Raw genomic sequence first — 26,351 nt, 5'->3', positions numbered from 1 at the left:
GGTTCACTCTTGTCGCACGAGTACGAGCATGAGCTCACGATCCTCAATCCGGCGACGGAGGAGGTCGTGGCGACCGTGCCCGCCGCCACCGCGGCCGACGTGGACGCGGCGGTCGCGCGTGCCGCCACGGCACAGACCAAGTGGGCCGCCCTCGCGCCCGCCGACCGGGCGCGCCTGCTGTGCCGGTTCGCCGACGCGGTGGACCAACACGTCGAGGAACTCGCACAGTTGGAGGTGCGGGAGGCCGGACACCTGCTCGGCAACGCCCGCTGGGAGGCCGGCAACGTCCGTGATCTGCTGGCCTATGCGGCCGGGGGAGTGGAGCGGCTGAACGGCCGTCAGATCCCGGCCCCCGGCGGCCTCGACGTCACGATTCTCGAACCGCTCGGCGTCGTCGGGGTCATCGCCCCCTGGAACTTCCCCATGCCCATCGCGGCCTGGGGCACCGCCCCCGCGCTCGCCGCCGGCAACGCGGTGATCCTCAAGCCCGCCGAGACCACCCCGCTGACCGCCCTGCGACTCGCCGAACTCGCCCTGGCGGCAGGCCTGCCGGAGGGCCTGTTCCAGGTGCTGCCCGGCCATGGCCCGGTCACCGGCAACGCCCTGGTCGAGCACCCCGGCGTCGCGAAGATCGTGTTCACCGGGTCCACCCGCACCGGCCGCGCCGTCATGGAGCAGTGCGCCCGCCAGATCAAGCAGGTCACCCTCGAACTCGGCGGCAAGAGCCCCAACATCGTCTTCGCCGACGCCGATCTCGCCACGGCCCTCGACCCGTTCTCCTTCCTCGACAACTCCGGCCAGGACTGCTGCGCCCGCACCCGCATCCTCGTCCAGGAGTCCGTCTACGACGAGGCGCGGGAGCTGCTCGCCGACGCGCTCAAGGCGGTCGTCGTGGGCGACCCGGCCGACGAGAAGACCCAGATGGGTCCGCTGATCTCCCGTCAGCAGCTTGACCGGGTACGGGCGTTGGCGCCGGACGACATCCCTGGCCTGCGCGGCAGCGCCCCCGACGGACCCGGCTTCTGGTTCGCGCCGACCGTGCTCACCGGCGCGGCCCCCGACTCCCAGGCCGCCCGCGAGGAGATCTTCGGCCCGGTCGCCGTCCTGCTCCCCTTCACCGACGAGCCGGACGCCGTCCGCCTCGCCAACGACACCCCGTACGGCCTCTCCGGCTCCATCTGGACCCGGGACGTGGGCCGCGCCCTGCGGATGTCGAGCGCCGTCCGGGCGGGCAACCTGTCCGTCAACTCCCACTCCAGTGTCCGCTACTGGACCCCGTTCGGCGGCTACAAGCAGTCCGGACTCGGCCGTGAACTCGGCCCGGACGCCCTCGCCGCCTTCACCGAAACCAAGAACGTCTTCATCAGCAACGTCTCCACCAGCACGGAGGGCCCCGCACAGTGACCGAACAGATCGTGTGCCGTCGTCTCGTCGGCCGCACCGCCGTCATCACCGGCGCCGGCAGCGGCATCGGCCTCGCCACCGCCCGCCGCCTCGCCTCCGAAGGCGCCCACGTCGTCTGCGCCGACGTCGACGAGGCCCGCGGCAAGGCAGCCGCGGACGAGGTCGGCGGCCTCTTCGTGAAGGTCGACGTCACCGACGCCGAGCAGGTCGAGGCGCTGTTCAAGACGGCGTACGACACCTACGGCAGCGTCGACATCGCCTTCAACAACGCGGGCATCTCCCCGCCCGACGACGACTCCATCCTGGAGACGGGGCTGGAAGCCTGGAAGCGCGTCCAGGAGGTCAACCTCACCTCCGTCTACCTGTGCTGCAAGGCGGCCATCCCCTACATGCGGCAGCAGGGCAAGGGCTCCATCATCAACACCGCGTCGTTCGTGGCGCGGATGGGCGCGGCGACGAGCCAGATCTCGTACACGGCGTCGAAGGGCGGCGTCCTCGCCATGTCCCGTGAACTGGGCGTGCAGTTCGCACGCGAGGGCATCCGCGTGAACGCGCTCTGCCCGGGCCCCGTCAACACCCCCCTGCTCCAGGAGCTGTTCGCCAAGGACCCCGAGCGGGCCGCCCGCCGCCTCGTCCACATCCCCGTCGGCCGGTTCGCCGAGGCCGAGGAGATCGCCGCCGCCGTCGCCTTCCTGGCCAGCGACGACTCCTCCTTCGTCAACGCCAGCGACTTCCTGGTCGACGGCGGGATCTCCGGGGCTTATGTCACACCGCTGTAGGCCTCGCCCTACAGTGCCGGGATGAGCATGACGCCCCCGCCCGGCTGGTACCGCGACCCGCACGCCCCGCACCTGGAGCGCTGGTGGGACGGCACCGCGTGGACCGAGCACCGGCGCGAGCCCGCACTCCCGGGTCCGCCGGTGCCGGTTCCCACCGAGGGCGCCTCGGGGCGGGCCAAGGCGATCGCCCTCACGACCGCCGGGGTGGTGCTGGTGGCGGCGATCGTCACGGGCGCGTTCGTGCTCCGCGAGGACGACGGCGGCGTAGACGCGGCCGTCACCGAGTCCGTCACCCCCGGGACGCCTTCAGAGTCGGTGAGCGCACCCTCCGCCGACGCCCCGGCCGTCGTCGAGGACCAGCTGAACGGCATCACCCTGCCGCTCCTCGACGGCTGGGTACGACCCCAGTACGTGGTCGACGACGACGTCCTCATGACCACCGACGGCACCTACGACTGCCCCGGCGACCCCGGCGTGTGCCGGCACGGCCTCGTCATGTCCCGCACGGTCACCGACAACGACGAGACATCCCCGGAGGTGCTCGCCAAGGCGGACATCTCCGAGGCCGCCGACGCCGCCTACGACCGCGACCTCGTCGGCACGCGGCCCTTCGGCGGCATCGAGTCCCACGAGCTGGTGAAGGCGGGGCCGGTCGCGGTGGCGGGCCGCGCGGGGTATTTCGTGCGCTGGCGCGTCAAGACGGCGGCGGGGCCCGGCGGTTACGTGCAGTCCCTCGCCTTCCAGTCCAGCGTCGGCACCGAGTCACCGGTGGTCGTGCGCTACGTCTTCGACGCGGGCGAGGACGGGCCGCCGCTCGCCGACATGGACCGGATCACCAAGGGCATCCGGTCCGTGGCCGACACCGGGGGCGGGGGCGTGGGCAGCAGCATCGGCCCCACCGGCTGACCTACAGGAACGTGCGGCCTTCCCCGCGGTACGTCGGGACGGTCGCCGTCACCGCGTCCCCCTCCACGAGATGCAGCGTGTCGAACCGCTCGCACAGCTCACCGGCCTTGGCGTGCCGGAACCACACCTTGTCGCCGATGAGCAGGTCGTCGGCGGGAGCGCCCAGCAGCGGCGTCTGCACCTCGCCGGGACCCTCCTGGGGGTCGTACTTCAGCCCCTCGGGGAGATAGGGCACGGGCAGCCGGTCGGGTCCGGGCGCACCGGAGGCGGGATAGCCGCCGCCGAGGACCGTGACGACCCCGACGCCGGGCCGCCGTACGACGGGCTGGGCGAACAGCGCGGCCGGACGCCCGCTGAAGGACGTGTAGTTGTCGAACAGCCGCGGTACGTACAGCCCGGAACCGGCACCGATCTCGGTGACCGCGTCCTCGGCCGCGGTGGTCTGCACACTGCCCGTACCGCCGCCGTTGACGAACTCCAGGTCCGGCACCACGGCCCGCACCGCCCGCACCACCGCGGCCCGCCGCTCGGCGAGTTCACGGCGCGCGGTGGCCTGCATCAGCCGCACGGCACGCGAGCGGAACGGACGCCCGGCGACGGAGTCGCCCACACCGGCGATATGACCCTCGTACGCCATGATCCCGACGACCTTGAACCCGGGCCGCCGGGACACCGCCCGGGCCAGGTCGGCGACTTGGGCGGGGGAGTGCAGCGGGGAGCGGAGAGCACCGACACGCACCCGCCCGCCGAGGAGCTTCAGGGCCGTGTCCAACTCCAGGCACACCCGGACGACTTCACGTCCGCCGTCCCGGGAGCGGTCGATGAGATCGAGCTGGGCGACGTCGTCGACCATCACGGCGACGGCCGAGGCGAGCTTGGGATCGGAGGTCAGCTCGGCGTAACCGGCGCTGTCCACGGACGGATAGGCGAGCAGTACGTCGTCGAACCCGGAGCGGGCCAGCCACAGCGACTCGGCGAGGGTGAAGGACATGATCCCCGCGAAGCCGTCCTTGGCGAGCACGCGTTCGAGCAGCGCCCGGCACCGCACGGACTTGCTGGCGACCCGGATCGGCTTCCCGCCCGCACGGCGGACGAGATCGTCCGCGTTGGCGTCGAAGGCGTCGAGATCCACGATCGCGAGTGGGGCGTCGAGGTGGGCGGTGGCCCGGTCGTAACGGGCCCGGTCGGCGGCGCGCGCAGTCATGAACGAAGCCTGCCAGACAGGATTACCGCAGGGTAGGGGGACGATCCGGGCAGATGCCCCGGGCTCGTGGACTGGTTCCCGTTCGCCCAGGGACAAGCCGTAGAGTGACGCGCACGTAGGACGGGTGCGCCGGGATGCCGGGCCATCCGCGCGGGTATGCGTGCCCGGGGACGGAGAACGACACGGGACTCCGCACGGGCCCGGACACCCACGCCCGCGTACGACGACAGACCCGGGCACGAGGGAAACGGGGGGCGCATGAGCACGGAAGCGCAACACGCCTCCATCCCCCCACGCCCCACAGCCCCACCCCGCCCCACGGAGCCCCCGACGTCCCCCACCTCCCGCCCCGACGACGCCGTCCCACCCCGCCCCACCACACCCCCGAGGCCACGCCCTTCAGCCCACCCGGAACGACCTGCGGCTGAGGCGGCTGGGCGCCGACAGGGGCGTGAGGCCGACGAGGTGGGCGAGGGAGGTCGCTCCGAGCGCCCCCAGGGTCAGGAAGCCGGGCGGTCTGAGCGGTCCTCGGAAGGCGGCGGTGGTCGGTCGAGTGCGCGTGGGTCCTCGGGCGAGGGCACCCTGGATGCCTCGCCCCGCTTTCCCAGCCTGCGTGCGCGCTCCCTCGGCGGTGCCTCGGCCTCCCGTACGACCCCGCCCCCGCCGCGCGCCTCGGCCCGTTTCCCCGACGCCCCGCCGGCCCAGGGCGTGGGCTCCGACGGCGCCGGCACCGCCGTACCGCCGCGCCCGCCGCACCGACCCCCGGCGTCACCGCGACGCGACGGCGCAGCCCCCGAGTCGGCCTCGGAGTCGACGTTCCGGCTGCGTCGACTCCCCACGGACCGCGGGCCCGAACGGGACGCCCAGCGCGACCCCGCCGGACCCACGTCCTCGGCCTCTGCCCCCGACACCGCAGCAGCCCCCCTCCACCCCGACCCCGCCCTCTCCTGGAACGCCCCCGGCGCCGGGCGGCCCGTCGTGTCGTTCGGGGAGCCTGAGGGGTACGGCGAGGGCGGGCGGCCGCGGCCGTTGGGGGTACGGGGCGGGGCCCGTACCGCTGCCGTGGCCGTCTGTCTCGTGCTCGGGCTCGGGCTCATCGGCGGTGCGGTGACCGGGAGTTGGCTGGTCGGGGACTCTGCCGCGGCGGGGGACAAGGACTCCTTCACCGCTGCCGAGGGGCTGTGGCACAGCGTCCCCGTGGACCAGCTCTTCCCGCCCACCGTGCAGGGCCAGGGCGCCGGCCCCGGCGGCGCCGACCGCACCTGGACGCGGATCGCCGTCGCCCCGGACAGCGGCTGCAAGGACGCCTTCGACCCGCTGCTGGCCAAGGCCCTCGCCCCCGTCGGCTGCCGCCGCCTCCTGCGCGCCACCTACACCGACGCCACCCAGAGCTACGTCACCACCGTCGGCCTGCTCTTCACCAAGGCCGACGCCGCCGGCATGACCGCCCTCGACACCCGCTTCACCAAGGAGCGCCTCGGCGACCGGGCCGACCTGATGCCCCGCCCGTACCCCGCCGAGGACACGGCCGCCGCCGACTTCGGCGCCAAGCAGCGCGCCTCCTGGGCCGTCTCCGTCCTCACCGACGCCCCCGTCGTCGTCTACGCCGTCTCCGGCTGGGCCGACGGCCGCACCGTCGACGAGCCGCAGTCCGCCGCCGCGGCCATGCAGTCCGGCGCCACCACCTCCATCGCCCAGGCCGGCCTCGGCCACGAGGCACAGGGCCTCGCCGACCGCGTCGAACGCGGCCTGCGCAGAACCGTCCACGCCCCGGCCACGGAGGGGACGGGAACGACCTCATGAGCGCCGCCCTTCACACCCGACGGGCCGGCATCGTCAGCGCCCTCCTCGCCGCCTCCCTCGCCCTCGTCCCGCCCACCGCCGCGCACGCCGACGGCATACGCGCCAAGCAGTGGGCCCTGGAAGCGATGCACACCCAGGAGGCCTGGCGGACCACCAAGGGCAAGGGCGTCATTGTCGCCGTCCTCGACACCGGCGTCGAGAACGACCACCCCGACCTCGTCGGCAACGTCCTCGAAGGCAAGGACATGGTCGGCTTCGGAGCCGGCCGCGGCGACCGCGCCTGGGCCCGCCACGGCACCGCGATGGCCGGCATCATCGCGGGCCACGGACACGGGTACGCCAACGGCGACGGCGTCCTGGGCATCGCCCCCGAGGCCAAGATCCTCCCCGTCCGCGTGATCCTGGAGGACGGCGACTCCTCCCGCGGCAAGGCCCGCAACACCCGCGGCAACGCCCTCGCCGAAGGCATCCGCTGGGCCGCCGACCACGGCGCCGACGTCATCAACCTCTCCCTCGGCGACGACTCCAAGTCCGCCCACCCCGAACCCGCCGAGGACGAGGCCGTCCAGTACGCCCTGCAGCAGGGCGTGAGCGTCATCGCCTCGGCCGGCAACGGCGGCGAGAAGGGCGACCACATCTCCTACCCGGCCGCCTACCCGGGCGTCATCGCCGCGACCGCCGTCGACCGCTACGGCACCCGTGCCTCCTTCTCGACCCGCCGCTGGTACGCCACGGTCGCCGCCCCCGGCGACGACGTCGTCATCGCCGACCCGGACCACAAGTACTACGAGGGCTGGGGCACGAGCGCGGCGGCGGCCTTCGTCTCCGGCGCCGTCGCCCTCGTCAAGGCGGCCCACCCGGACCTGACCCCGGCGCAGATCAAGAAGCTCCTGGAGGACACGGCCCGGGACGCCCCCGTCGGCGGCCGCGACGACTCCCGCGGCTACGGCTTCGTCGACCCCGCCGCCGCCCTCAAGGCCGCCGCCCGGCTCGACCCCGAGGGCCTCAAGTCGGCGGCGTACGGCGACCGTTACTTCGGCTCGGGCCCCGACGCCCCCGAGACGGACGACGACACGGCCGACTGGGCAGCGCCGCTCGCGGGCAGCGCAGGAGGCGTCCTGTTGGTGGCAGCGGTGGTGCTGTGGCGGGGCCGCAGGCAGCGGTACGACGGCTTCTAGAACGTCACTGGGAGGCGATGGTGGCGGAAGCCGACGCCGAGGCGTCCGTGCTCTCGCCCGCGAACACCGACACCGCCGCCCGCGCAGCCGACTCCACCAACGAGATCCCCTTCTCCTTCGTCGCGTTGCCCTTCGAGAGCGCGACGACGAGATACTCGTTCCCGTCCGCAGCGGTCACCCGTCCGATGCTGTTGATGTCCCACAGCCCGGTCGCGCTGCGCGGCAGCCAGCCGTTCTTCAGCGCCCACGCGGAGCCGTCGGCGGCGGCCGAAACCCCCCAGTGCTGATCGGTGGCTATCTGCCCCATCAGCCCCTGGAGATACTTCCGAGAGGCCTCGCTCAGCTTCGAGTCGTCCCCGAACACCTGCTGGAGCAGGGTGAGTTGATCGGCGGCCGTGGTCTGGGTCAGCCCCCACAGCATGCCGTCGCCGCCCTCGGTGTCCGTGAGCCCGAAGCGCTTGTTCGCCGCGTCCAGCCCCGCCGCCCCGCCGATGATCCGCCACAGCGCCGACGCGGAGGCGTTGTCGCTGTTCTCGATCATCGTGGTGGCGTACGACTTCTCCGCCGCCGTGAGCGAACGGGCCTCGTCCTGCGCCTGGAGCAGCAGCGTCGCCAAAATGTCCACCTTGACGATGCTCGCCGTGTCGAAGGCGGCGTCCCCGTACGTGGCACTGTCACCGGAGTCCGGATCGAGCACGGCCACCGAGACATGGGCATCGTCCGGCACGGTCACCGCGTCCATCGCGTCGGCCAGCAGCGCGTCATGGTCCACCTCCGGTACCACCACGGGCTCCACGGACGCCTCCTCGCTCGCCTCGCTCGACTCGCTCGGCTCGCTCGACGCGCTCGCCGCCGGGCTCGACGACGCCGCCGACGATACGGTCCCGGCACCGGAGTGCGCCTGCGCCTTCACATACACCGTCCCGGCGGCCGTACCGCCGACGATGGCCACGGAGGCGAGGGCGGTGTACATCAGGGGGCGGCGCCGGGACGGACGGGTGCGGCGGCTCCGGCGGGCTCTGGGGGACTCCATGTCCGTGATGCTGGGGGCACCGACTGTGCGCACTGTTAGACGGACGTTAGATGTGTGTCAGGGAAATCTGAGATTCCGGTGAAGGCGGTCACGCCCAGGTTTCCGGGCCCGCACAAGGCCAGCAGCATCCCCCCTATAGGGTCGGTGACCGTGGCGAACAAGAACATTCCCGACCCCGGCTTCTCCGACGACGACGGCTCCGCCGACCCCCGGCTGAGCGCGGCGCTCGCCGGCTGGGCCGAGGACCGCACCGCTGTGGGACCCGTCCTGGAGGCGCTCAAGGGCGCCCGGCTGCTCGTCCCCGTCGTGGCCGTGCTCGGCGAGGTCGAGGAGGACGAGAACGGACTGCGCCGCGAGAAGACCAGCGACATGGCCGTGCCGACCCTCAAGGCCGGACCCCGGACCGCCCTGCCGGCCTTCACCTCCACCGACTCGCTCGCCCGCTGGGACCCGGCGGCCCGCCCCGTCGCCGTACCCCTGCACCAGGCGCTCCAGGCCGCCGCGCACGAGAAGGCGGACACGGTCGTACTGGACATGGCCGGACCTGTGACCTTCGAGCTGACCGGGCCTGCGCTGCTCGCCCTCGCCGAGGGCCGTACGACGACCGACCCGCTCGCCGATCCGGCGGTCCTCGCGGCGGTACGGGAAGCGGTGGCCGCCGAGCCCGCCGTACTGCGCGCCCATCTCGGGCCTGGGCAGGCCGACGGCACGCTCGCCCTCGTGCTCGACCCGGCGGCGCCCCCCGCCGAGGCGGCCCGAGCGGTCGCCGAGCGGATCGCCGCCGACGAGACACTGAGGGCCCGCCTGGTACGCGGCCTCGACCTGGCACTGCTGCCGGCCACGGCCACGCCTCCGGGCGAGCCCTTGTACGTGCGCGGGTGAACTAGCCGTAGATCGGGCCGGTGTACTTCTCGCCCGGCCCCTGGCCCGGCTCGTCCGGGACGATCGACGCCTCGCGGAACGCCAGCTGGAGGGACTTGAGGCCGTCGCGGAGCGGGGCCGCGTGGAAGGAGCTGATCTCGGTCGCGCTGCCGTCGAGGAGGCCGGCGAGGGCGTGGATCAGCTTGCGGGCCTCGTCCAGGTCCTTGTACTTGTCGCCCTCCTCGGTCAGACCGAGCTTCACCGCGGCGGCGCTCATCAGGTTGACGGCGACCGTCACGATCACCTCGACGGCGGGGACCTCGGCGATGTCGCGGGTCATCTCGTCGAAGTCGGGGGAGTCAGCGGGAGGGGTGTCACTCATGTCCCACACGATAGGGCCCGGTGCGCACCGCTCCGCACCGGCCCCGCTGCACGCCGGTTCGCACCACCCCCTCGATGCTGCTAACCTTGTGTGACGACCGGCTGGATACTCGCGTGTCCGGCCCACAAGTGGAGGCTCCGATCTCCCACCTGACCGCCCCCAGGGCGGCGGGTCACCCGGTCAGGCGGCCGCCATCGTTCCGTACGGACGATGGAGTCGCCCGAAATCGCGCCCCGCGATCATCGTGGCGGTGCTCCGGTAGTGCTTTGGAGCCCCCTCATGTGATCGTCCGGGGCATTTTTTGTGCTTCGGTGCGGTTAGGTCCTACGAAAAGAGACGTACGCGGCTGTCCGCCAGACCGCCGTATGGTGCTACCGAGGAGGATCCATCAGCACCGAGCCCCGCATCAACGACCGGATTCGCGTTCCCGAGGTGCGACTTGTCGGTCCCAGCGGCGAGCAGGTCGGGATTGTCCCGCTTGCCAAGGCCCTGGAGCTTGCGCAGGAGTACGACCTCGACCTGGTCGAGGTGGCGGCGAACGCCCGCCCGCCGGTCTGCAAGCTCATGGACTACGGGAAGTTCAAGTACGAGTCGGCCATGAAGGCCCGTGAGGCGCGCAAGAACCAGGCGCACACGGTCATCAAGGAGATGAAGCTCCGGCCGAAGATCGACCCGCACGACTATGACACCAAGAAGGGTCACGTCGTTCGGTTCCTCAAGCAGGGCGACAAGGTCAAGATCACGATCATGTTCCGTGGTCGCGAGCAGTCCCGGCCGGAGCTCGGCTACCGACTGCTGCAGCGGCTCGCGGAGGACGTCCAGGACCTCGGCTTCGTGGAGTCGAACCCGAAGCAGGACGGCCGAAACATGATCATGGTTCTCGGTCCGCACAAGAAGAAGACCGAGGCCATGGCCGAGGCTCGCCAGGCGCAGGAGGCCCGCAAGGCCGACGCGAAGGCCAACCCTGGCAAGTCGCAGAACGTCGCGGAGACCCAGGTCGACGAGACGTCTGAGGCCGCCGAGGCACAGACCGAGGCTCCGGCCGAGGCGTGATCCCAGGGACGCGAGTCCCCAGGACGTAACCGATACAAGAGCGACGCTCCACCGTGCCCGGTTTCACGACCGGGCATCGGAGCGCCACCCAGAGGAGAGAACGGCGCTATGCCGAAGAACAAGTCGCACAGCGGTGCCAGCAAGCGCTTCAAGATCACCGGCTCCGGCAAGGTGCTCCGCGAGCGCGCCGGCAAGCGCCACCTGCTCGAGCACAAGTCGTCCCGCGTGACGCGTCGCCTCACCGGCAACGCCGAGATGGCCCCGGGCGACGCCGCGAAGATCAAGAAGCTTCTCGGCAAGTGAGGTCGGGCGCGCAGCGCCTGATCCACCTCCAGACCGGGACCCCATCGATTACCGGGCCGTGTGAGTCCAACCACGGCCCCGCTACAAGGAGTTAACAAGTGGCACGCGTCAAGCGGGCAGTCAACGCCCACAAGAAGCGCCGGGCGATCCTCGAGCAGGCCTCCGGCTACCGCGGTCAGCGTTCGCGCCTGTACCGCAAGGCCAAGGAGCAGGTCACCCACTCGCTGGTCTACAACTACAACGACCGCAAGAAGCGCAAGGGCGACTTCCGTCAGCTGTGGATCCAGCGCATCAACGCCGCTGCCCGCGCCAACGGCATCACGTACAACCGCTTCATCCAGGGTCTGAAGGCCGCGAACATCGAGGTCGACCGCAAGATCCTGGCCGAGCTGGCCGTCAACGACGCCACCGCGTTCGCCGCGCTGGTCGAGGTCGCGCAGAAGGCCCTCCCGGCCGACGTCAACGCCCCCAAGGCCGCGTGACGTAAGCGCTGGCTTCGAGCCGACGTGACATGAGGGACCCGCAGGCTTTCGGGCTTGCGGGTCCTGTCTTGTTGTCCTGCTTGTTGTGCTTTCCGAAAGTGAGCCCCATGTCCCCGACAGCCCCTGAGCTGATCTCCCCCCGTTCCCCCCGCGTCTCCGCCGCCCGGCGGCTCGCCAAGCGGAACTTCCGGGGGAAGGAGCGGCTGTTCCTGGCCGAGGGGCCGCAGGCCGTGCGGGAGGCCGCCGGGCACGGGCTCGTGGAGCTGTTCGCCACCGTCGAGGCCGCGGAGCGGTACGCCGACATCATCGCGGAGGCCCGCGCCGTCGACGCGCGCGTGCACCTCGCCTCCGAGGACGTCATCGCCGACATCTCCACCACCGTCACGCCCCAGGGGCTCGTCGGGATCTGCCGGTTCCTGGACACGCCCTTCGAGGAGATCCTCGCGGCGAAGCCCAAGCTGGTCGCCGTGCTCGCCCACGTCCGCGACCCCGGCAACGCCGGCACCGTCCTGCGGTGCGCGGACGCCGCCGGCGCCGAGGCCGTCGTTCTGACCGACGCCTCCGTCGACCTCTACAACCCCAAGGCCGTGCGCGCCTCCGTGGGATCGCTCTTCCATCTGCCCGTCGCCGTCGGGGTACCCGTCGAGGACGCGATCCAGGGGCTCAAGGACGCCGGTGTGCGGATCCTCGCCGCCGACGGTGCCGGGACCGACGACCTCGACGACGAGCTCGACAAGGGCACCATGGGCGGGCCGACCGCGTGGGTGTTCGGCAACGAGGCGTGGGGGCTCCCGGAGGAGACCCGCGCCCTCGCGGACGCCGTGGTGCGCGTCCCCATCCACGGAAAGGCCGAGAGCCTGAACCTCGCGACCGCGGCCGCCGTATGTCTCTACGCGTCGGCCCGTGCACAGCGTGCCTCCGGAGGCTGCCGCTCCGTCACCGAGAGCTAGTAGGGTGACCAGCTCGGGGGCCCCTCAGCCGTCGTGAGAGGTGGGGTACGGGGATGAGTGTCGGGACGAGCGGGGCGCCGGGAGCACAGGCCGGTGAGCACGCCGCGCACGCCTGTGACCCCAACGATCTGCCCGACGGTCTCGTCGTCGCCGACGAGCAGGGACGCGTGGTCTGCTACAACACCGCCGCCGAACGCATCACCGGGACCCCCGCCGCCGAGGCCCTCGGCCGGCGGCTGGAGAAGGCCCTGCCGTTAGAGGACCTGGAGGGGCGGCGCTGGTGGCAGCTGACCGACCCCTACGGCGGGCTCGCCATCCGGACCCGGCAGCCCGAGCGCAACCTGCTGCTCCCCGGCGGCCGCGAGGTCCTCGTCTCCGCGCGCTACGTCCGCGGCGGCCCCACCGGGCCCGTCGAGCGCGTCGTCGTCTGTCTCCGCGACACCGAGGCCCGGCGCCGCACCGAGCGCAGTCACGCCGAGCTGATCGCCACCGTCGCCCATGAACTGCGCTCCCCGCTCACCTCCGTCAAGGGCTTCACCGCGACCCTGCTCGCCAAGTGGGAACGGTTCACCGACGACCAGAAGCGGCTGATGCTGGAGACCGTCGACGCCGACGCCGACCGGGTCACCCGGCTCATCGCCGAGCTGCTGGACATCTCCCGGATCGACTCCGGCCGCCTCGAGGTGCGACGCCAGCCCGTCGACATCGGGGCCGCCGTCGGCCGGCACATCCAGGCGTACGTCGCCGCCGGACTGACCGCCGACCGGTTCCTGCTCCGCATCGAGCAGCCGCTGCCCCAGCTCTGGGCCGACCCCGACAAGATCGACCAGGTGCTCAGCAACCTGCTGGAAAATGCCGTGCGTCACGGCGAGGGAACCGTCACGATTGACGTCACGCCCGCCGCGTCCCCCCGGGAAGGGGAGGACACCGGCACATCGGTCACCGTCAGCGACGAGGGGCCCGGCATCCCGGAGGAATCCATGAACCGCGTCTTCACCCGCTTCTGGCGGGGCAGCAAGCGCGGTGGCACGGGCCTCGGGCTCTACATCGTCAAGGGCATCGTCGAGGCCCACGGCGGCGCCATCACGGTCGGCCGCGCCCCGGGCGGCGGCGCCGAGTTCCGATTTACGTTGCCCGTGGCGGCCCCGGCCTATCTCACCTGAGAGCCGGTAAGCGCCCCACGGGCGCATTCGTATACCTGAGGGCCGCTCGCTCCCGGTCCGGGAGCGGCCCTCCACCCCGTTAGACTCGGCCCTTGGCACCTTTGTGTCCTGCACACGGCTGAGAGCGCCGGTCACGGGAACCATCCGCCAGCCAATCGGAAGCACGGGAAGAGATGTCGGCACCGAATAAGTCGTACGACCCTGTAGAGGTCGAGGCCTTGAAACCCGAAGAGATCGAGCGCATGCGGGACGAGGCGCTCGCCGCCTTCGCCGCCGCGGACTCCCTCGACGCGCTCCAGGAGGCCAAGGTCGCCCACACCGGCGGCACCTCGCCGCTGGCCCTCGCCAACCGCGAGATCGGCGCCCTGCCCCCGCACGCGAAGGCCGCCGCCGGAAAGCTCGTCGGCCAGGCCCGCGGCGCCGTGAACAAGGCCCTCGCCGGCCGCCAGGCCGAGCTGGAGGCCGAGCGCGACGCGCGCGTGCTGGTCGAGGAGTCGGTGGACGTCACGCTGCCGTACGACCGCGTACCGGCCGGCGCCCGCCATCCGCTCACCACCCTGTCCGAGCGCATCGAGGACGTCTTCGTGGCCATGGGCTACGAGGTCGCCGAGGGCCCCCAGGTCGAGGCGGAGTGGTTCAACTTCGACGCCCTCAACATCGGCCCGGACCACCCGGCCCGCGGCGAGGCCGACACCTTCTTCGTGCAGGGCCCCGACGGCGGCACCGAGTCCGGTGTCGTGCTGCGCACCCACACCTCGCCCGTGCAGATCCGCTCGCTGCTCAGCCGTGAGCTGCCGGTGTACGTGATCTGCCCCGGCGTCGTCTACCGCACCGACGAGCTGGACGCGACCCACACCCCGGTCTTCCGCCAGGTCGAGCTGCTCGCCGTCGACGAGGGCCTCACCATGGCCGACCTCAAGGGCACCATGGACCACATGGTCCAGGCCCTGTTCGGCGAGGGCATGAAGACCCGGCTGCGGCCGAACTTCTTCCCCTTCACCGAGCCGTCCGCCGAGATGGACATGGTGTGCTACGTCTGCCGCGGCGAGTCCGTCGGCAACCCCGACCGCCCCTGCCGCACCTGCTCCTCCGAGGGCTGGATCGAGCTCGGCGGCTGCGGCATGGTCAACCCCAAGGTGCTCACCGCCTGTGGCGTCGACCCCGAGAAGTACAGCGGATTCGCCTTCGGGTTCGGCATCGAGCGGATGCTGATGTTCCGCCACAACGTCGAAGACATGCGAGACATGGTCGAGGGTGACGTCCGGTTCACCCGGCCGTTCGGGATGGAGATCTGATGCGGGTCCCGCTTTCTTGGCTGCGGGAGTACGTCGACCTGCCGGCGACGGAGACCGGGCGTGACGTCCAGGCCAAGCTCATTTCGGCAGGCCTCGAGGTGGAGACCGTCGAGCAGCTCGGCGACGGCCTCAAGGGCCCCCTGGTCGTCGGCCAGGTGCTGACCATCGAGGAACTGGAGGGCTTCAAGAAGCCGATCCGGTTCTGCACGGTCGACGTCGGCACCGCCAACGGCACCGGCGAGCCCCAGGAGATCGTCTGCGGCGCCCGCAACTTCGCCGTCGGCGACAAGGTCGTCGTCGTGCTCCCGGGCGCCGAACTGCCCGGCGGCTTCGCCATCTCCGCCCGCAAGACCTACGGCAAGACGTCCCACGGCATGATCTGCTCCAGCGACGAGCTGGGCATGGGCGACGACGGCACCAAGGGCATCATCGTGCTGCCGCCGGAGACCGAGGTCGGCAAGGACGCCATCGAGCTCCTGGAGCTGGTCGACGAGGTCCTGGACATCGCCGTCACCGCCAACCGGGGCGACTGCCTGTCCATCCGCGGCGTCGCCCGTGAGACCGCCATCGCCTACGGCCTGCCGCTGCGCGACCCGGCCCTCCTCGACGTCCCGGGCCCCAACGCCTACGGCTACCCGGTCCAGGTCTCCGACCCGTTCGGCTGCGACCGCTTCACGGCCCGTACGGTCAGCGGCCTCAGCCCCGAGGCCCGCTCCCCGATCTGGCTCAAGCGCCGCCTTCAGAAGGTCGGCATGCGCCCGATCTCGCTCGCCGTCGACATCACCAACTACGTGATGATGGAGCTCGGCCAGCCGCTGCACGCCTACGACCGCGGACTGGTCCAGGGCACCATCGGCGTCCGCCGGGCCGGCGAGGGCGAGGAGATCGTCACCCTCGACGGCGCCAAGCGGAAGCTGCACGCTGAGGACCTCGTCATCACCGACGACCGCGGCCCCATCGGCCTCGCCGGCGTGATGGGCGGCGCCAACACGGAGATCGCCGACCACGAGGAGGGCGAGGGCACCACCGACGTCGTCATCGAGGCCGCGCACTTCGACGCGGTGTCGATCGCCCGTACGGCCCGCCGCCACAAGCTGTCCTCCGAGGCGTCCCGGCGCTTCGAGCGCGGTGTCGACCCGGCGGCCGCCGCCGCTGCCGCGCAGCGCACGGTCGACCTGCTCGTGCTCCTCGCGGGCGGCACCGCCGACGCCGGCGTCACCGAGATCGCCGCGCCGTCCGCGCCGCACACCATCGCCGTCCCGGCCGACCACCCGGACAAGGTGGCGGGTGTGGAGTACGGCCGCGAGACCGTCGTACGCCGTCTCCAGCAGGTCGGCTGCGACGTGTACGGGCAGGACGAGCTGATCGTCACCGTGCCGTCCTGGCGTCCCGACCTCACCGAGGTCAACGACCTCGCCGAAGAGGTCATCCGCCTCGAGGGCTACGAGAACCTGCCCTCCACGCTGCCCAAGCCCCCCTCGGGCCGCGGCCTGACCCACCGGCAGCGGCTGCACCGCCGCGTCGGCCGGGCGCTGGCCGGCGCCGGGTACGTCGAGGCGCCGAACTATCCCTTCCTCGGCGAGCAGGTCTTCGACCAGTTCCTCCTGGAGGCCGACGACCCGGCCCGCCGCGTCGTGAAGCTGACCAACCCGCTCAACGACGAGGAGCCCGCGCTCCGTACGACGCTGCTGCCGGGGCTGCTCGGTGCGCTGCGGCGCAACGACGGCCGCGGCTCGCACGACCTCGCGCTCTTCGAGACGGGCCTGGTGTTCCTGCCCCGTGCCGAGCAGAAGGCCGCCGCCGCCCTGCCGGTGGACCGGCGTCCCACCGACGAGGAGATCGCCGACCTGAACTCCGCGCTGCCCGAGCAGCCGCGCCATGTCGCCGCGGTCCTCGCCGGGGCCCGCGAGCAGGCCGGCTGGTGGGGCAAGGGCCGTCCGGCCGACTGGGCCGACGCCATCGAGGCGGCGCGCGCGGTCGCCCGGGAAGCCGGGGTCGAGCTGATCGTCCGTGGCGGTCAGTACGGGCCGTGGCATCCGGGCCGGTGCGCCGAGCTCGTGGTCGTGGCGGACGGCGCCGAGAAGGTCGTCGGTCACGCCGGTGAGCTGCACCCGCGCGTGGTGAAGGCCTTCGGCCTGCCCGCCCGTACCTCTGCGATGGAGCTGGACCTGGACGCGCTGGAGGCCGTCGGCGACGACACTCCCCAGGCGCCGGCCATCTCCACGTTCCCGGTGGCGACGCAGGACGTGGCGCTGGTCGTGGACAAGTTCGTACCGCACGCGGACGTCGAGGCGGCGCTGCGGGAGGGCGCGGGCTCCCTGCTGGAGGGCATCCGGCTGTTCGACGTGTACGAGAACGCCGAGCAGCTGGGTGACGGCAAGAAGTCGCTGGCGTACGCGCTGCGGTTCCGCGCCGGTGACCGGACGCTGACCGTGGACGAGGCCTCGGCCGCGCGGGACGCCGCGGTGGCCCTGGCGGGGGAGCGGACCGGAGCCGTCCTGCGCGGCTGAGCACATCCGTCACCTCACTCGTTTGAGTGAGAACTCCAGGTGATCTGGTCCATACGGGCCATGTGTCGACAGAATCGGACCGGCCTTTCGGGGTCGGTCCGATTCTGCTGTCTGGGCCTATATGGGGGGCCATCGGCATGATCCGTATCAGGGGTCGGGTTCCCCGCAAGGTGCTCGCGCTGGGGCTGCCCAGCGCATGGGGTGCCGTGGCGATCTCGTACAAGATGACCTGCCCGCTCGCCCAGCAGGCCGGGTTCGAGGCGCGGCTCGCCACCAGTGCCGTCTTCTTCGCGGTCGGCACCGGGCTGATACTCCACGTCCGCAAGGCGCTGGTGCGTGAGCTGCGGCAGATCCGGCAGGTCGCCGGGGTCGCCCAGAGCGCGCTGCTGCGGCCGCTGCCGCCACGGATCGACGGGCTGAACGTCGCCGCGGCCCAGTTGTCGGCCGACCGCGGCGCGTCCGTCGGCGGTGATCTCTACGAGGTCATCGCCACCGAGCACGGGGTGCGCGCGGTCATGGGCGACGTCCGAGGGCACGGGCTCGCGGCCATCGGCACGGCCGCCGCCGTCCTGGGCAGCTTCCGCGAGGCCGTGCACGACGAGGCCGAACTCGGCTGTGTCCTACGGCGGCTGGAGCGGGCGCACGCCCGCCATCTGCGCGAGCGGGCCCGCGCCGAGCACCCGTCCAGCGGGGCGGAGCCGGAGCATCCGGTCGCCGAGGAGTTCGTCACCGTACTGCTCCTGGAGATCCGTCAGGACGGCGCGCTGTACGCGCTGAACTGCGGGCACCCCTGGCCGTATCTCCTCAGCGGCCCGCAAGCAGACCCCCTGACCCGAGCGGATCCCCTCCCTCCGCTCGGGCCGTTCCCGCTCCCGCCCCACCTGCCCGCGGTGTCCTGCGGCCACCTCCTCCCGGGCGAGACCCTGGTCCTCCACACGGACGGAGCCGAGGACGCGAGGGACGCGCACGGCCGGTTCTTCTCCCTCCCGGAGGCCCTGAAGAAGGCGGCAGGCCAGCCCCCACAGTCCCTACTGGGCTCGGTCTTCACGGCATTACTGCGCCACGCGGGAACCCCGAAGGACGACATCGCCTTACTGGTCCTACAAAACGACCGCCCACACAAACGCCGCTCAGGGGCGCGGGGAACTGCGCGCCCAGCCACATCCCACCCGCAGCCGACAACGCACCTTTAGGAACCCGGCGTTCAGTCGCACCGCCAAGCCGGCGCGGCGACGCCGTCCGCCCCGCCACGGAGTGTCGGGCAGGCAGCTGGGCGGACGGCGCGGAATCGGGCCGCCGCACTGTACGAGGGGGAGCCGGCGGCCCGGCCGGCCTCTTGCGAGGCATTTCAGTCAACCGGGTGGAAACTCTCCGCGACAGTGCGCGCACGCTGCGGATTCGAGCACTCCGTTCACACCCCGTGTGAAGGCACACCTACTACTCTGACGGCACCGAGCCACCCGGGGGGCATATATGCAGCCCAATACTCTGCTCGACGCGATCCTGGACGAGGCGGGGATCTCGCACGCGGGGTTGGCCGCACACGTGAACCAGGCGGGACGGGCGCGCGGACTCGCGCTCCGGTACGAACACACCGCCGTGGCACGCTGGCTGAAGGGGCAGCGGCCCCGCGGCCAGGTACCCGACCTGATCTGCGAGGTGCTCGCCGGCCGGCTGCACCGCACGGTCACGCTCGACGACATCGGCCTCGGTGTCCCCGGCGAGCCCGCCACCCCGCACACCACCTCGCTGTCCGGGTTCGTGGAGCGGGCCACCGCCCTGTGGCGCTCCGACGAGCAGCAGCGCCCGCACATCCTGGGCGCCCCCGCGGTCACCGGCACGCCCGCCGTCATGCCGGTGTGGGAGTGGGAGAACCCGCCCGAGGACGTGGACGTGTCGCGGGGCGGCCGGCACCGGGTGACCGCCGGCGACCTGGAGATGCTGCGGGCCGCGCGGACCCACTACGAGCAGATGTACCGCAAGGCCGGCGGCATAGCGACCCGTACCCGGATCGTCGGGTTCCTGAATGCCGAGGCGGCGCCCTTACTGCGCGGCAGCTACACCGACGCCACCGGCCGCCAACTGCACCGGGCCACGGGCGGGTTGGTGGCGATCGCGGGGATCTGCGCGTACGACTCCGACGCGCACGGACTCGCGCAGCGCTACTTCCACCAGGCGCTGCGGCTGGCGAAGGCCAGCGGGGACCGGGGACTCGGCGCCTACATCATCGCGCTGCTCGTCAACCAGGCGCTGTTCATGCGCGAGCACCGGCAGGCCGTCGCCTTCGCGGAGGCCGCGCTGCGCGCCGCCGGCAAGCACATCACCCCCGCCCTCGCGTCCGACCTGTACGCGATGCAGGCGAAGGCGTACGCACACCTCGGCGACGGTACGAGCGCCCTGTCCTGCATCCGGCGTGCCGAGCAGGCCGCCGAACGCATCCGGCGCGGATACGAACCCGACGAAACGGGCTATGTCCAGCCGGGGTTGGTCAACGTCCAGGTGGCGGAGGCACTGCTCAGCCTCGGCGAGCTGGTGGCCGCGGGCGAGCATGCCGCGGCGGCCGTGGACAACCCGGCCCACGACCGCGGCCGGGTGCACCGGCTGGCGATGCTCAGCACGATCGAGCTGCGCCGCGGCAACGCCGACAAAGCGGTGGCCACCGCGGTGCAGATGGCCGAGCAGGCCCGCGGAATGGAGTCCCAGCGACTGCGCGACAGACTCCGGGCGGTGCGCGAACATCTGGTCCGCAGCGGCTGCGCGGGCACGTCCGAGGCGGCCGAACTCATCGACGGAGCACTGCGCGTACCGCTGTAGACAGGTCCCTGAACGCGGACAGCCACAGTCCCTGCTGCGATATTGCCACTTACTCGACGGAAGGTGGCAGAACCGTGCAGTGGACGAAACAGTACGAACAAACTGTGTATGCAAACCGCTGGTTCACCGTCAACCTGGCAGACGTGGAACTGCCGGACGGGCGGCATCTGGATCACTTTCTGATACGGCTGCGGCCCGTCGCCGTGGCCACGGTGGTGAACGAGGCCAACGAGGTCCTGCTCCTGTGGCGCCACCGCTTCATCACCGACAGCTGGGGGTGGGAACTGGCCGCGGGCGTCGTCGAGGACGGTGAGGACATCGAGAGCGCGGCCGCCAGGGAACTCGAAGAAGAGACCGGCTGGCGGCCGGGCCCGCTGCACCACCTCATGAGCGTGGAACCGTCCAACGGCCTCACCGACGCCCGGCACCACATCTACTGGGCCGAGCAGGGCGAGTACGTCGGACACCCCGTGGACGACTTCGAGTCGGACCGTCGGGAATGGGTCCCCCTCAAGCTCGTCCCCGACATGGTCGCCCGGGGCGAGGTCCCGGCCGCCAACATGGCGGCCGCGCTACTGCTGCTGCACCATCTCAGGCTCGGGCAGGACGTCTTGCCCTGATCCCCCACCACGTCCTGGTCTCTAGTGCCCGAGGGCCTGCCAGACCGCGACGATGAGCGCGCCCACGGCCGTGACGGCCGCGACCGCGGGCAGCGGCCACCGGGCGTGCTCCAGCGCGACGATCCGTGAACTCAGGTCGTCGAGTTCCTTGTCCGTCTCCTCCGTGCGATGACTCAGCAGGGCGAGCCCTCCCTCGACACGCGCGTACGCGACGTCGAGGCGGCGGCGTAACTCTGCGAGTTCTCCATGGACCACGGGATGCTCCGGGTCGGCGGTCACTTTTCCGCTCCTTTCCGTAGTCATCACATCCCTTGCATGCGCATGAAGAGTCAACCGCCCTGGTGGGCGCGTGGGGAGCGTGTGCGACGGGCATATGCGTGCCCGCCGCGCACACGGTGTGTGAATACGGCGGGCCCGGCGCTCCGAAGAGTGCCGGGCCCGTGTTCGTCGCACTGTGTCATCAGCACCCTGCAACGGGCACTGTGCAACCGGCCGGGATCTGTCAGCCGTAGGTGTAGAAGCCGGAACCGGTCTTGCGGCCGAGGCGGCCGGCGTCGACCATGCGCTGGAGCAGCGGGGGAGCGGCGTACAGCGGCTCCTTGTACTCCTCGTACATCGAGTTGGCGATCGAGACGATGGTGTCCAGGCCGATCAGGTCGGACAGCTTCAGCGGGCCCATCGGGTGGGCGCAGCCCATCTCCATGCCGTTGTCGATGTCCTCGCGGCCCGCGATGCCCGACTCGAACATCCGGATAGCGGACAGGAGGTACGGCACGAGGAGGGCGTTCACCACGAAGCCGGAGCGGTCCTGCGCACGGATCGCGTGCTTGCCGAGCAGCTTCTCGGCGAAGCCCTGGGCGCGGCTGATCGTGCCCTCGGAGGTGGTGAGGGCCGGGATCAGCTCGACGAGCTTCTGCACCGGGGCGGGGTTGAAGAAGTGGATGCCGATGACCTGGTCGGGCCGCGAGGTGGCGACCGCCAGCTTCACCAGGGGGATGGAGGAGGTGTTGGAGGCGAGGATCGCGTCCGGGCGGGTCACGACCTGGTCGAGCACCTGGAAGATCTCGGTCTTCACCTGCTCGTTCTCCACGACGGCCTCGATGACCAGGTCGCGGTCGGCGAACTCGCCGAGGTCGGTGGTGAAGGAGAGCCGGGCCAGCGCGGCGTCCCGCTCCTCTTCGGTGATCTTGCCGCGCTCGGCGGCCTTGCCCAGGGAGTTCAGCAGCCGGGTCCGGCCGATCTCCAGGGCCTCACCGGTGGTCTCGGCCACCTTCACGTCCAGTCCGGAGCGGGCGCACACCTCGGCGATGCCCGCTCCCATCTGGCCGCAGCCCACCACTCCGACGCGCTCGATGTCCGTCACATCGTCCCCTTCGCAGATCTACGAATCCGGCAGGACCCGCGTGGTTCGCTGCCTGCTCCATCCGTGCACGTTACTGGAAAGTATCGATGATCGATCGATCGGGTCGGAGATGTGCGGCAGGCGCCACACGCAGGCCCCGAGCCGTCCCGCACCCAATCTGCACGTTCCCTTCGGCGATCGTTGATCGAATACCCGGGGTCCGCATGGGAGGCTGCGGCTGGACGGAACGTGCACGGAGGTACGAGTGAGGATGCATCGGAAGTCGCGGCTGTCGAGGCGGGCGTTCGCGGTGACCGCCCTGTCGGCTCTCGTGGCGGGCGGCGGCGCGGTCGCGGCGGGCGCGGCGATGGCCGGCGGTTCGGACTCCCCGCGGCGCCGGGGGCCCGGTGAGCTGCGGGGCATGTGGGTGGCGAGCGTCGCCAACCGCGACTGGCCCTCGAAGGCGGGGCTGAGCGCCGCACAGCAGCGGGCCGAGCTGATCAAGCTGCTCGACCAGGCGGTGGAGCGCCGGCTGAACGCGGTGATGCTTCAGGTGCGGCCGACGGCCGACGCGCTGTGGCCCTCACCGTACGAACCCTGGTCGCAGGTGCTCACCGGCACCCAGGGCGAGGCCCCGGGCTGGGACCCGCTCGGCACGGCGGTCGAGGAGGCCCACGCCCGCGGTCTGGAACTGCACGCCTGGTTCAACCCGTATCGGATCGCCAACCACGCCGACCCGACGAAGCTCGTCGCCTCCCATCCCGCCCGGGTGCACCCCGAGTGGGTGGTGACGTACGGCGGCAAGATGTACTACAACCCCGGGCTGCCCGAGGTCCGCGCCTTCGTGGAGAAGGCGATCCTGGACGCGGTGCGCAAGTACCCGCTGGACGCGGTCCACTTCGACGACTACTTCTACCCGTACCCCGTCGCGGGCCAGACCTTCGACGACGACGCGGCCTTCGACGCCTACGGCGGCGGCTTCGGCACCCGGGGGGACTGGCGGCGCGACAACATCGACAAGCTGGTCCTGGAAACGGCCGCGAAAATCCAGCAGATCCGGCCGGCCACCCAGTTCGGGATCAGCCCCTTCGGAGTGTGGCGCAACTCCTCCACCGACCCGCTCGGCTCCGACACCAAGGCCATGCAGGCGTACGACGACGTCTTCGCCGACACCCGCAAGTGGGTGCGGGAGGGCTGGATCGACTACATCGTCCCGCAGATCTACTGGAACATCGGCTTCTCGGTCGCCGACTACGCCAAGCTCGTGCCCTGGTGGGCGCAGCAGGCGCGGGGCAGCAGCACGAAGTTGTACATCGGCGAGGCCCTCTACAAGGCCGGCGACCCGGCGCAGGCCGCCGCTTGGCAGGACCCCGCCGAACTGTCGAGGCATCTCGCGCTCGCGTCCGACCAGGTGCAGGTGCGCGGGCATGTCTTCTTCGCCGCGCGCGAGGTCGCGGCGGACCCGATCGGGGCGATGACGCGGGTGGTCGCCGACCACTACCAGGAACCGGCACAGCCCCCGCGCTGAGCGCCGGGCTACCGGGAGGTCTGCTGCCGATGCCGGATCTCGGTGTCGGGTCCGGGTGAGCACACGCCCTCGTGCCCGTCCTCGAAACGGACGCGGTACGGGGGGTTGCCACCCTGTCCCATGACTTCGACGATCTCGCCGACCTTGTCGTGCTGTCCGACCACCCTGCCGTGCTGGACGAGCTGGTCGCCCACGGTTGCACGCATCTTCGGGGCCTCCTCACCGTGTACGGGAGCAGCGGTCCGTGGCCTTGAGTCTACGGCGCGGGGCCCCGGTGGGAACCGGTGCGTTCCCGCCCTCAACCGCGCGCCCGCTGCGTGACGGCGATGCACACCAGCACCGCCGCGGCCGTCAGTGGGGCGGCCACCGTCAGGTGCTCGCCGAGCAGCAGCACCGACCACACCAGTGTGAGCAGCGGCTGGGCCAACTGCAACTGGCTGGCCTTGGGGATACCGATGGACGCCATGCCCCGGTACCAGACGACCAGACCGAGGAACTGGGAGCCCGCCGCGACCCAGAGCAGACCGCTCACGCTGTGGAAGGTCAGGTGGACGGGCTCGTACGACAACGCCAGCACGGCGGCGGGCAGGGTGAACGGCAGGCACAGCACCAGCGCCCAGCCGATGACCTGCCAGCCCGGCATGACCCCGGCCAGCCGGCCGCCCTCGGTGTACCCGGCGGCGCACACCAGCAGGGCGGCGAAGAGGTAGAGGTCGGCGGTGGTGAGGGCGCCGCCGCTCTGCTGGACGGTGAAGGCGATCACCGCGGCGGCGCCGGCGAGGGCGGCCGTCCAGAAGGTGCGGGACGGGCGGGTGCCCATGCGCAGGGCGGACAGCAGCGCGGTGGTGAGCGGGAGCAGACCGACCACGACGGCGGCGTGCGCGGTGGTGGAGGTCTGCAGCGCCAGGGTGGTGAGCAGCGGGAAACCGACGACGACCCCGGCGGCGACGACCGCGAGCCCGGCGCGGTGCCGCCGGTCCGGCAGGGGGACGCGCAGGGCCAGCAGACAGGTTCCGGCGATCAGTGCCGCGAGCACCGACCGCACGGCGACCAGCGACCACGGCCCGAAGCCCTCCAGGCCCCACGCGGTCGCGGGAAAGGTGAGGGAGAAGGCGACGACACCGAGGGCGGCGAGGAGGGTGCCGGTCGCCCGGGACGGCTCCGGGGACGTCTGGGTCGGCTGAGATGGCCGGGTGTCGACCGCTATCGTAACCGGGTCAGTAGCGCTACTCTGTGCTCTCATGCAAGAGCGTAGCAGCGTCGGTGAACTGGCGGAACGCCTACGGCAGGAGCTCGACCGCTACTCACCGGGTGGAAAGCTCCCGTCGAGCCGGGCCCTGGTGGAGCGGTACCGGGTGAGCCCGGTGACCGTCTCCCGCGCGCTGGCCCAGCTGGCCGCGGAGGGGCTCGTGGTGACCCGCCCCGGCGCCGGGGCGTTCCGCAGCCGGCCCCGGACGACGGCCGCCCCCGCCGGTGACACCTCCTGGCAGGAGGTGGCCCTGAGCGCGGACGCGTCCACGGACCTCGTACCGCGCTCGGTGGACGCGTCCGGGGTCGTCGTCTCGCTCGACACGCCGCCGCCCGGTGTCATCGAGTTCACCGGCGGCTATCTGCACCCCTCCCTCCAGCCCGAGCAGGCCCTCGCCGCCGCGCTGTCCCGGGCCGCACGGCGTCCCGGGGCGTGGGGCCGGCCGCCGATGGAGGGGCTGGTGGAGCTGCGGGAGTGGTTCGCGCGGAGCATCGGCGGGGCGGTGAGCGCGGCCGAGGTGCTGATCGCCGCGGGCGGCCAGTCGGCGCTGACGATCGCGCTGCGCGCGCTGGCGCCGCCGGGGGCACCGGTGCTGGTCGAATCGCCCACGTACCCGGGCATGCTGGCGATCGCGCGGGCGGCGGGCCTGCGCCCGGTGCCGGTCCCGGTGGACGCGGACGGCGTGCGTCCCGAGCTGCTCGCGGACGCCTTCCGGGCCACCGGCGCCCGGGTGTTCGTCTGCCAGCCCCTCTTCCAGAACCCGACCGGCGCGGTACTGGCCCCCGAACGCCGGGGCGAGGTGCTGCGGATCGCGCGCGAGGCGGGCGCCTTCGTCGTCGAGGACGACTTCGTACGACGGCTCGTGCACGAGGACGCCGGTGAACTCCCGCGCCCGCTGGCCGCCGAGGACGCGGACGGGGTCGTCGTCCACGTGTGCTCGCTGACGAAGGCGACCTCACCGAGCTTCCGTGTCTGCGCGCTCGCCGCCCGGGGCCCGGTCCTGGAACGCCTGCGCGCCATCCAGATCGTCGACACCTTCTTCGTGCCGCGCCCCCTCCAGGAGGCGGCCCTGGAACTGGTCGGCTCCCCGGCCTGGCCCCGCCATCTCCGGGCGATCTCCGCGGACTTGAGAGCCCGCCGCGACACCATGACCTCGGCCCTGCGCCTCAACCTCCCCGAACTGGCCCTGCCCCACATCCCGTCCGGCGGCTACCACCTCTGGCTCCGCCTGCCCGAGACCCTCCCCGAGCCCGCCCTGACGGCCGCGGCCCTGCGCGCCGGCGTCGCCCTCACCCCGGGCCGCCCCTACTTCAGCGCCGAACCCCCCGCCGGACACATCCGGTTGAGCTTCGCGGCGGTCGCGGGAGCGGGGGAGATCGCGGAAGGGGTACGACGACTTCGTACGGCGTGTGACGAGGTGCTGTAGGGGGGGCGCGGGAAACCGTTCCGCTGTAGGGGAGCGCCGGAAACCGTTCGCGCCCGGCCGCCGCCC

At 71.9% G+C, this 26,351-nt stretch carries 25 protein-coding genes; 18 read left to right on the top strand and 7 right to left on the bottom strand.

Annotated elements, in window-relative coordinates; all coding sequences use genetic code 11:
* Positions 1 to 9 precede the first annotated feature (9 nt).
* From CRP56_RS08200 to CRP56_RS08190, 3 genes are read left to right on the top strand one after another with little or no spacing between them, the layout of a single operon-like run.
* The gene (locus CRP56_RS08200; RefSeq protein WP_097261717.1) at positions 10 to 1,404 is read left to right on the top strand and encodes an aldehyde dehydrogenase family protein; all 1,395 of its coding nucleotides are present in this window, start codon (positions 10 to 12) and stop codon (positions 1,402 to 1,404) included.
* Positions 1,401 to 2,183 carry a 3-oxoacyl-ACP reductase gene (locus CRP56_RS08195; RefSeq protein ID WP_059196491.1) on the top strand — a complete coding sequence of 261 codons (783 nt, stop codon included), beginning with the start codon at positions 1,401 to 1,403 and terminating at the stop codon, positions 2,181 to 2,183. The genes CRP56_RS08200 and CRP56_RS08195 overlap by 4 nt, the downstream gene beginning before the upstream one ends.
* A gap of 27 nt (positions 2,184 to 2,210) precedes the next feature.
* Positions 2,211 to 3,089 carry a DUF2510 domain-containing protein gene (locus CRP56_RS08190; RefSeq protein WP_097261716.1) on the top strand — a complete coding sequence of 293 codons (879 nt, stop codon included), beginning with the start codon at positions 2,211 to 2,213 and terminating at the stop codon, positions 3,087 to 3,089.
* A 1-nt stretch (position 3,090) separates the two neighbouring features.
* On the opposite strand, the gene CRP56_RS08185 is transcribed toward CRP56_RS08190, so the two are convergent.
* Positions 3,091 to 4,293 carry an amino acid deaminase/aldolase gene (locus CRP56_RS08185; RefSeq protein ID WP_097261714.1) on the bottom strand — a complete coding sequence of 401 codons (1,203 nt, stop codon included), beginning with the start codon at positions 4,291 to 4,293 and terminating at the stop codon, positions 3,091 to 3,093.
* A 465-nt stretch (positions 4,294 to 4,758) separates the two neighbouring features.
* Here CRP56_RS08185 and CRP56_RS49060 point away from each other — a divergent pair, with 465 nt between their 5' ends.
* Both CRP56_RS49060 and mycP read left to right on the top strand, forming a co-directional pair.
* Positions 4,759 to 6,096, top strand: coding sequence for a hypothetical protein (locus tag CRP56_RS49060; protein ID WP_306459437.1), 1,338 nt, complete (start codon positions 4,759 to 4,761; stop codon positions 6,094 to 6,096).
* Entirely contained in the window at positions 6,093 to 7,274 is a 1,182-nt protein-coding gene (gene mycP / locus CRP56_RS08175) for a type VII secretion-associated serine protease mycosin (RefSeq protein ID WP_097261710.1), read from the top strand. The genes CRP56_RS49060 and mycP overlap by 4 nt, the downstream gene beginning before the upstream one ends.
* A gap of 4 nt (positions 7,275 to 7,278) precedes the next feature.
* On the opposite strand, the gene CRP56_RS08170 is transcribed toward mycP, so the two are convergent.
* Positions 7,279 to 8,307, bottom strand: a complete 1,029-nt coding sequence (locus CRP56_RS08170; RefSeq protein WP_097261708.1) for a serine hydrolase — start codon at positions 8,305 to 8,307, stop codon at positions 7,279 to 7,281.
* A 150-nt stretch (positions 8,308 to 8,457) separates the two neighbouring features.
* Here CRP56_RS08170 and CRP56_RS08165 point away from each other — a divergent pair, with 150 nt between their 5' ends.
* Positions 8,458 to 9,189: an SseB family protein gene (locus CRP56_RS08165; protein WP_097261705.1), complete on the top strand. Its 732-nt coding sequence runs from the start codon at positions 8,458 to 8,460 to the stop codon at positions 9,187 to 9,189.
* Between the two features lies 1 nt (position 9,190).
* On the opposite strand, the gene CRP56_RS08160 is transcribed toward CRP56_RS08165, so the two are convergent.
* Positions 9,191 to 9,550, bottom strand: a complete 360-nt coding sequence (locus CRP56_RS08160; protein ID WP_059196484.1) for a DUF1844 domain-containing protein — start codon at positions 9,548 to 9,550, stop codon at positions 9,191 to 9,193.
* Between the two features lie 387 nt (positions 9,551 to 9,937).
* Between CRP56_RS08160 and infC the strand changes: the two genes are divergently transcribed.
* From infC to CRP56_RS08110, 10 genes are all read left to right on the top strand, one after another.
* Positions 9,938 to 10,603 carry a translation initiation factor IF-3 gene (gene infC / locus CRP56_RS08155; RefSeq protein WP_097261702.1) on the top strand — a complete coding sequence of 222 codons (666 nt, stop codon included), beginning with the start codon at positions 9,938 to 9,940 and terminating at the stop codon, positions 10,601 to 10,603.
* A 108-nt stretch (positions 10,604 to 10,711) separates the two neighbouring features.
* Positions 10,712 to 10,906 (top strand): 50S ribosomal protein L35, encoded by a 195-nt coding sequence (gene rpmI / locus CRP56_RS08150; RefSeq protein ID WP_003977225.1) that lies wholly within the window; start codon positions 10,712 to 10,714, stop codon positions 10,904 to 10,906.
* 98 nt (positions 10,907 to 11,004) lie between these two features.
* A complete protein-coding gene (gene rplT / locus CRP56_RS08145) occupies positions 11,005 to 11,388 on the top strand; it encodes a 50S ribosomal protein L20 (protein ID WP_033531708.1) in 384 nt (127 codons plus the stop codon).
* A gap of 107 nt (positions 11,389 to 11,495) precedes the next feature.
* Positions 11,496 to 12,338, top strand: coding sequence for a TrmH family RNA methyltransferase (locus tag CRP56_RS08140; protein ID WP_097261700.1), 843 nt, complete (start codon positions 11,496 to 11,498; stop codon positions 12,336 to 12,338).
* 53 nt (positions 12,339 to 12,391) lie between these two features.
* Entirely contained in the window at positions 12,392 to 13,501 is a 1,110-nt protein-coding gene (locus CRP56_RS08135) for a sensor histidine kinase (protein ID WP_097261697.1), read from the top strand.
* 173 nt (positions 13,502 to 13,674) lie between these two features.
* Entirely contained in the window at positions 13,675 to 14,796 is a 1,122-nt protein-coding gene (pheS, locus tag CRP56_RS08130) for a phenylalanine--tRNA ligase subunit alpha (protein WP_097261695.1), read from the top strand.
* A complete protein-coding gene (gene pheT / locus CRP56_RS08125) occupies positions 14,796 to 17,306 on the top strand; it encodes a phenylalanine--tRNA ligase subunit beta (protein ID WP_097261692.1) in 2,511 nt (836 codons plus the stop codon). Before pheS ends, pheT begins: the two co-directional genes overlap by 1 nt.
* A gap of 137 nt (positions 17,307 to 17,443) precedes the next feature.
* Entirely contained in the window at positions 17,444 to 18,499 is a 1,056-nt protein-coding gene (locus tag CRP56_RS08120) for a PP2C family protein-serine/threonine phosphatase (RefSeq protein ID WP_097261690.1), read from the top strand.
* 280 nt (positions 18,500 to 18,779) lie between these two features.
* Positions 18,780 to 20,120, top strand: a complete 1,341-nt coding sequence (locus tag CRP56_RS08115) for a hypothetical protein (RefSeq protein ID WP_059196476.1) — start codon at positions 18,780 to 18,782, stop codon at positions 20,118 to 20,120.
* Positions 20,121 to 20,194: 74 nt separating this feature from the next.
* Complete coding sequence (locus CRP56_RS08110) at positions 20,195 to 20,740, top strand: NUDIX hydrolase (protein WP_097261688.1); 546 nt, start codon at positions 20,195 to 20,197, stop codon at positions 20,738 to 20,740.
* Between the two features lie 21 nt (positions 20,741 to 20,761).
* Here CRP56_RS08110 and CRP56_RS08105 read toward each other — a convergent pair whose 3' ends face one another.
* Positions 20,762 to 21,019, bottom strand: a complete 258-nt coding sequence (locus tag CRP56_RS08105; protein WP_097261686.1) for a hypothetical protein — start codon at positions 21,017 to 21,019, stop codon at positions 20,762 to 20,764.
* 223 nt (positions 21,020 to 21,242) lie between these two features.
* Positions 21,243 to 22,103, bottom strand: a complete 861-nt coding sequence (locus tag CRP56_RS08100; RefSeq protein WP_097261683.1) for a 3-hydroxybutyryl-CoA dehydrogenase — start codon at positions 22,101 to 22,103, stop codon at positions 21,243 to 21,245.
* A gap of 250 nt (positions 22,104 to 22,353) precedes the next feature.
* Between CRP56_RS08100 and CRP56_RS08095 the strand changes: the two genes are divergently transcribed.
* Positions 22,354 to 23,610, top strand: coding sequence for a glycoside hydrolase family 10 protein (locus CRP56_RS08095; protein WP_179850968.1), 1,257 nt, complete (start codon positions 22,354 to 22,356; stop codon positions 23,608 to 23,610).
* Between the two features lie 8 nt (positions 23,611 to 23,618).
* Here the strand turns inward: CRP56_RS08095 and CRP56_RS08090 are convergent, their stop codons facing one another.
* Entirely contained in the window at positions 23,619 to 23,816 is a 198-nt protein-coding gene (locus CRP56_RS08090; RefSeq protein ID WP_097261681.1) for a DUF1918 domain-containing protein, read from the bottom strand.
* 92 nt (positions 23,817 to 23,908) lie between these two features.
* Positions 23,909 to 24,853 carry a DMT family transporter gene (locus CRP56_RS08085; protein ID WP_097261678.1) on the bottom strand — a complete coding sequence of 315 codons (945 nt, stop codon included), beginning with the start codon at positions 24,851 to 24,853 and terminating at the stop codon, positions 23,909 to 23,911.
* On the opposite strand from CRP56_RS08085, the gene CRP56_RS08080 reads away from it, so the two are divergent.
* Positions 24,852 to 26,285 carry an aminotransferase-like domain-containing protein gene (locus tag CRP56_RS08080; protein ID WP_097261675.1) on the top strand — a complete coding sequence of 478 codons (1,434 nt, stop codon included), beginning with the start codon at positions 24,852 to 24,854 and terminating at the stop codon, positions 26,283 to 26,285. The two genes, CRP56_RS08085 and CRP56_RS08080, sit on opposite strands and share 2 nt — an antisense overlap.
* Positions 26,286 to 26,351 lie beyond the last annotated feature (66 nt).

Source organism: Streptomyces sp. TLI_55 (assembly GCF_900206255.1).
GTDB lineage: Bacteria > Actinomycetota > Actinomycetes > Streptomycetales > Streptomycetaceae > Streptomyces > Streptomyces aquilus.
Note: the sequence above shows the minus strand (reverse complement) of the source record. Positions and strands in the feature narration are given on the sequence as shown.

Excerpts from the sequence above, each read along its gene's own strand:
- CRP56_RS08160 (WP_059196484.1), bottom strand. The coding sequence starts at position 9,550 with ATGAGTGACACCCCTCCCGCTGACTCCCCCGACTTCGACGAGATGACC.
- CRP56_RS08135 (WP_097261697.1), top strand. The coding sequence starts at position 12,392 with ATGAGTGTCGGGACGAGCGGGGCGCCGGGAGCACAGGCCGGTGAGCAC.
- rpmI (WP_003977225.1), top strand. The coding sequence starts at position 10,712 with ATGCCGAAGAACAAGTCGCACAGCGGTGCCAGCAAGCGCTTCAAGATC.
- pheT (WP_097261692.1), top strand. The coding sequence starts at position 14,796 with ATGCGGGTCCCGCTTTCTTGGCTGCGGGAGTACGTCGACCTGCCGGCG.
- pheS (WP_097261695.1), top strand. The coding sequence starts at position 13,675 with ATGTCGGCACCGAATAAGTCGTACGACCCTGTAGAGGTCGAGGCCTTG.
- CRP56_RS08080 (WP_097261675.1), top strand. The coding sequence starts at position 24,852 with ATGCAAGAGCGTAGCAGCGTCGGTGAACTGGCGGAACGCCTACGGCAG.
- mycP (WP_097261710.1), top strand. The coding sequence starts at position 6,093 with ATGAGCGCCGCCCTTCACACCCGACGGGCCGGCATCGTCAGCGCCCTC.
- CRP56_RS08140 (WP_097261700.1), top strand. The coding sequence starts at position 11,496 with ATGTCCCCGACAGCCCCTGAGCTGATCTCCCCCCGTTCCCCCCGCGTC.
- CRP56_RS08185 (WP_097261714.1), bottom strand. The coding sequence starts at position 4,293 with ATGACTGCGCGCGCCGCCGACCGGGCCCGTTACGACCGGGCCACCGCC.
- CRP56_RS08170 (WP_097261708.1), bottom strand. The coding sequence starts at position 8,307 with ATGGAGTCCCCCAGAGCCCGCCGGAGCCGCCGCACCCGTCCGTCCCGG.
- CRP56_RS08190 (WP_097261716.1), top strand. The coding sequence starts at position 2,211 with ATGACGCCCCCGCCCGGCTGGTACCGCGACCCGCACGCCCCGCACCTG.
- CRP56_RS08090 (WP_097261681.1), bottom strand. The coding sequence starts at position 23,816 with ATGCGTGCAACCGTGGGCGACCAGCTCGTCCAGCACGGCAGGGTGGTC.
- CRP56_RS08120 (WP_097261690.1), top strand. The coding sequence starts at position 17,444 with ATGATCCGTATCAGGGGTCGGGTTCCCCGCAAGGTGCTCGCGCTGGGG.
- CRP56_RS08115 (WP_059196476.1), top strand. The coding sequence starts at position 18,780 with ATGCAGCCCAATACTCTGCTCGACGCGATCCTGGACGAGGCGGGGATC.
- CRP56_RS08095 (WP_179850968.1), top strand. The coding sequence starts at position 22,354 with ATGCATCGGAAGTCGCGGCTGTCGAGGCGGGCGTTCGCGGTGACCGCC.
- CRP56_RS08085 (WP_097261678.1), bottom strand. The coding sequence starts at position 24,853 with ATGAGAGCACAGAGTAGCGCTACTGACCCGGTTACGATAGCGGTCGAC.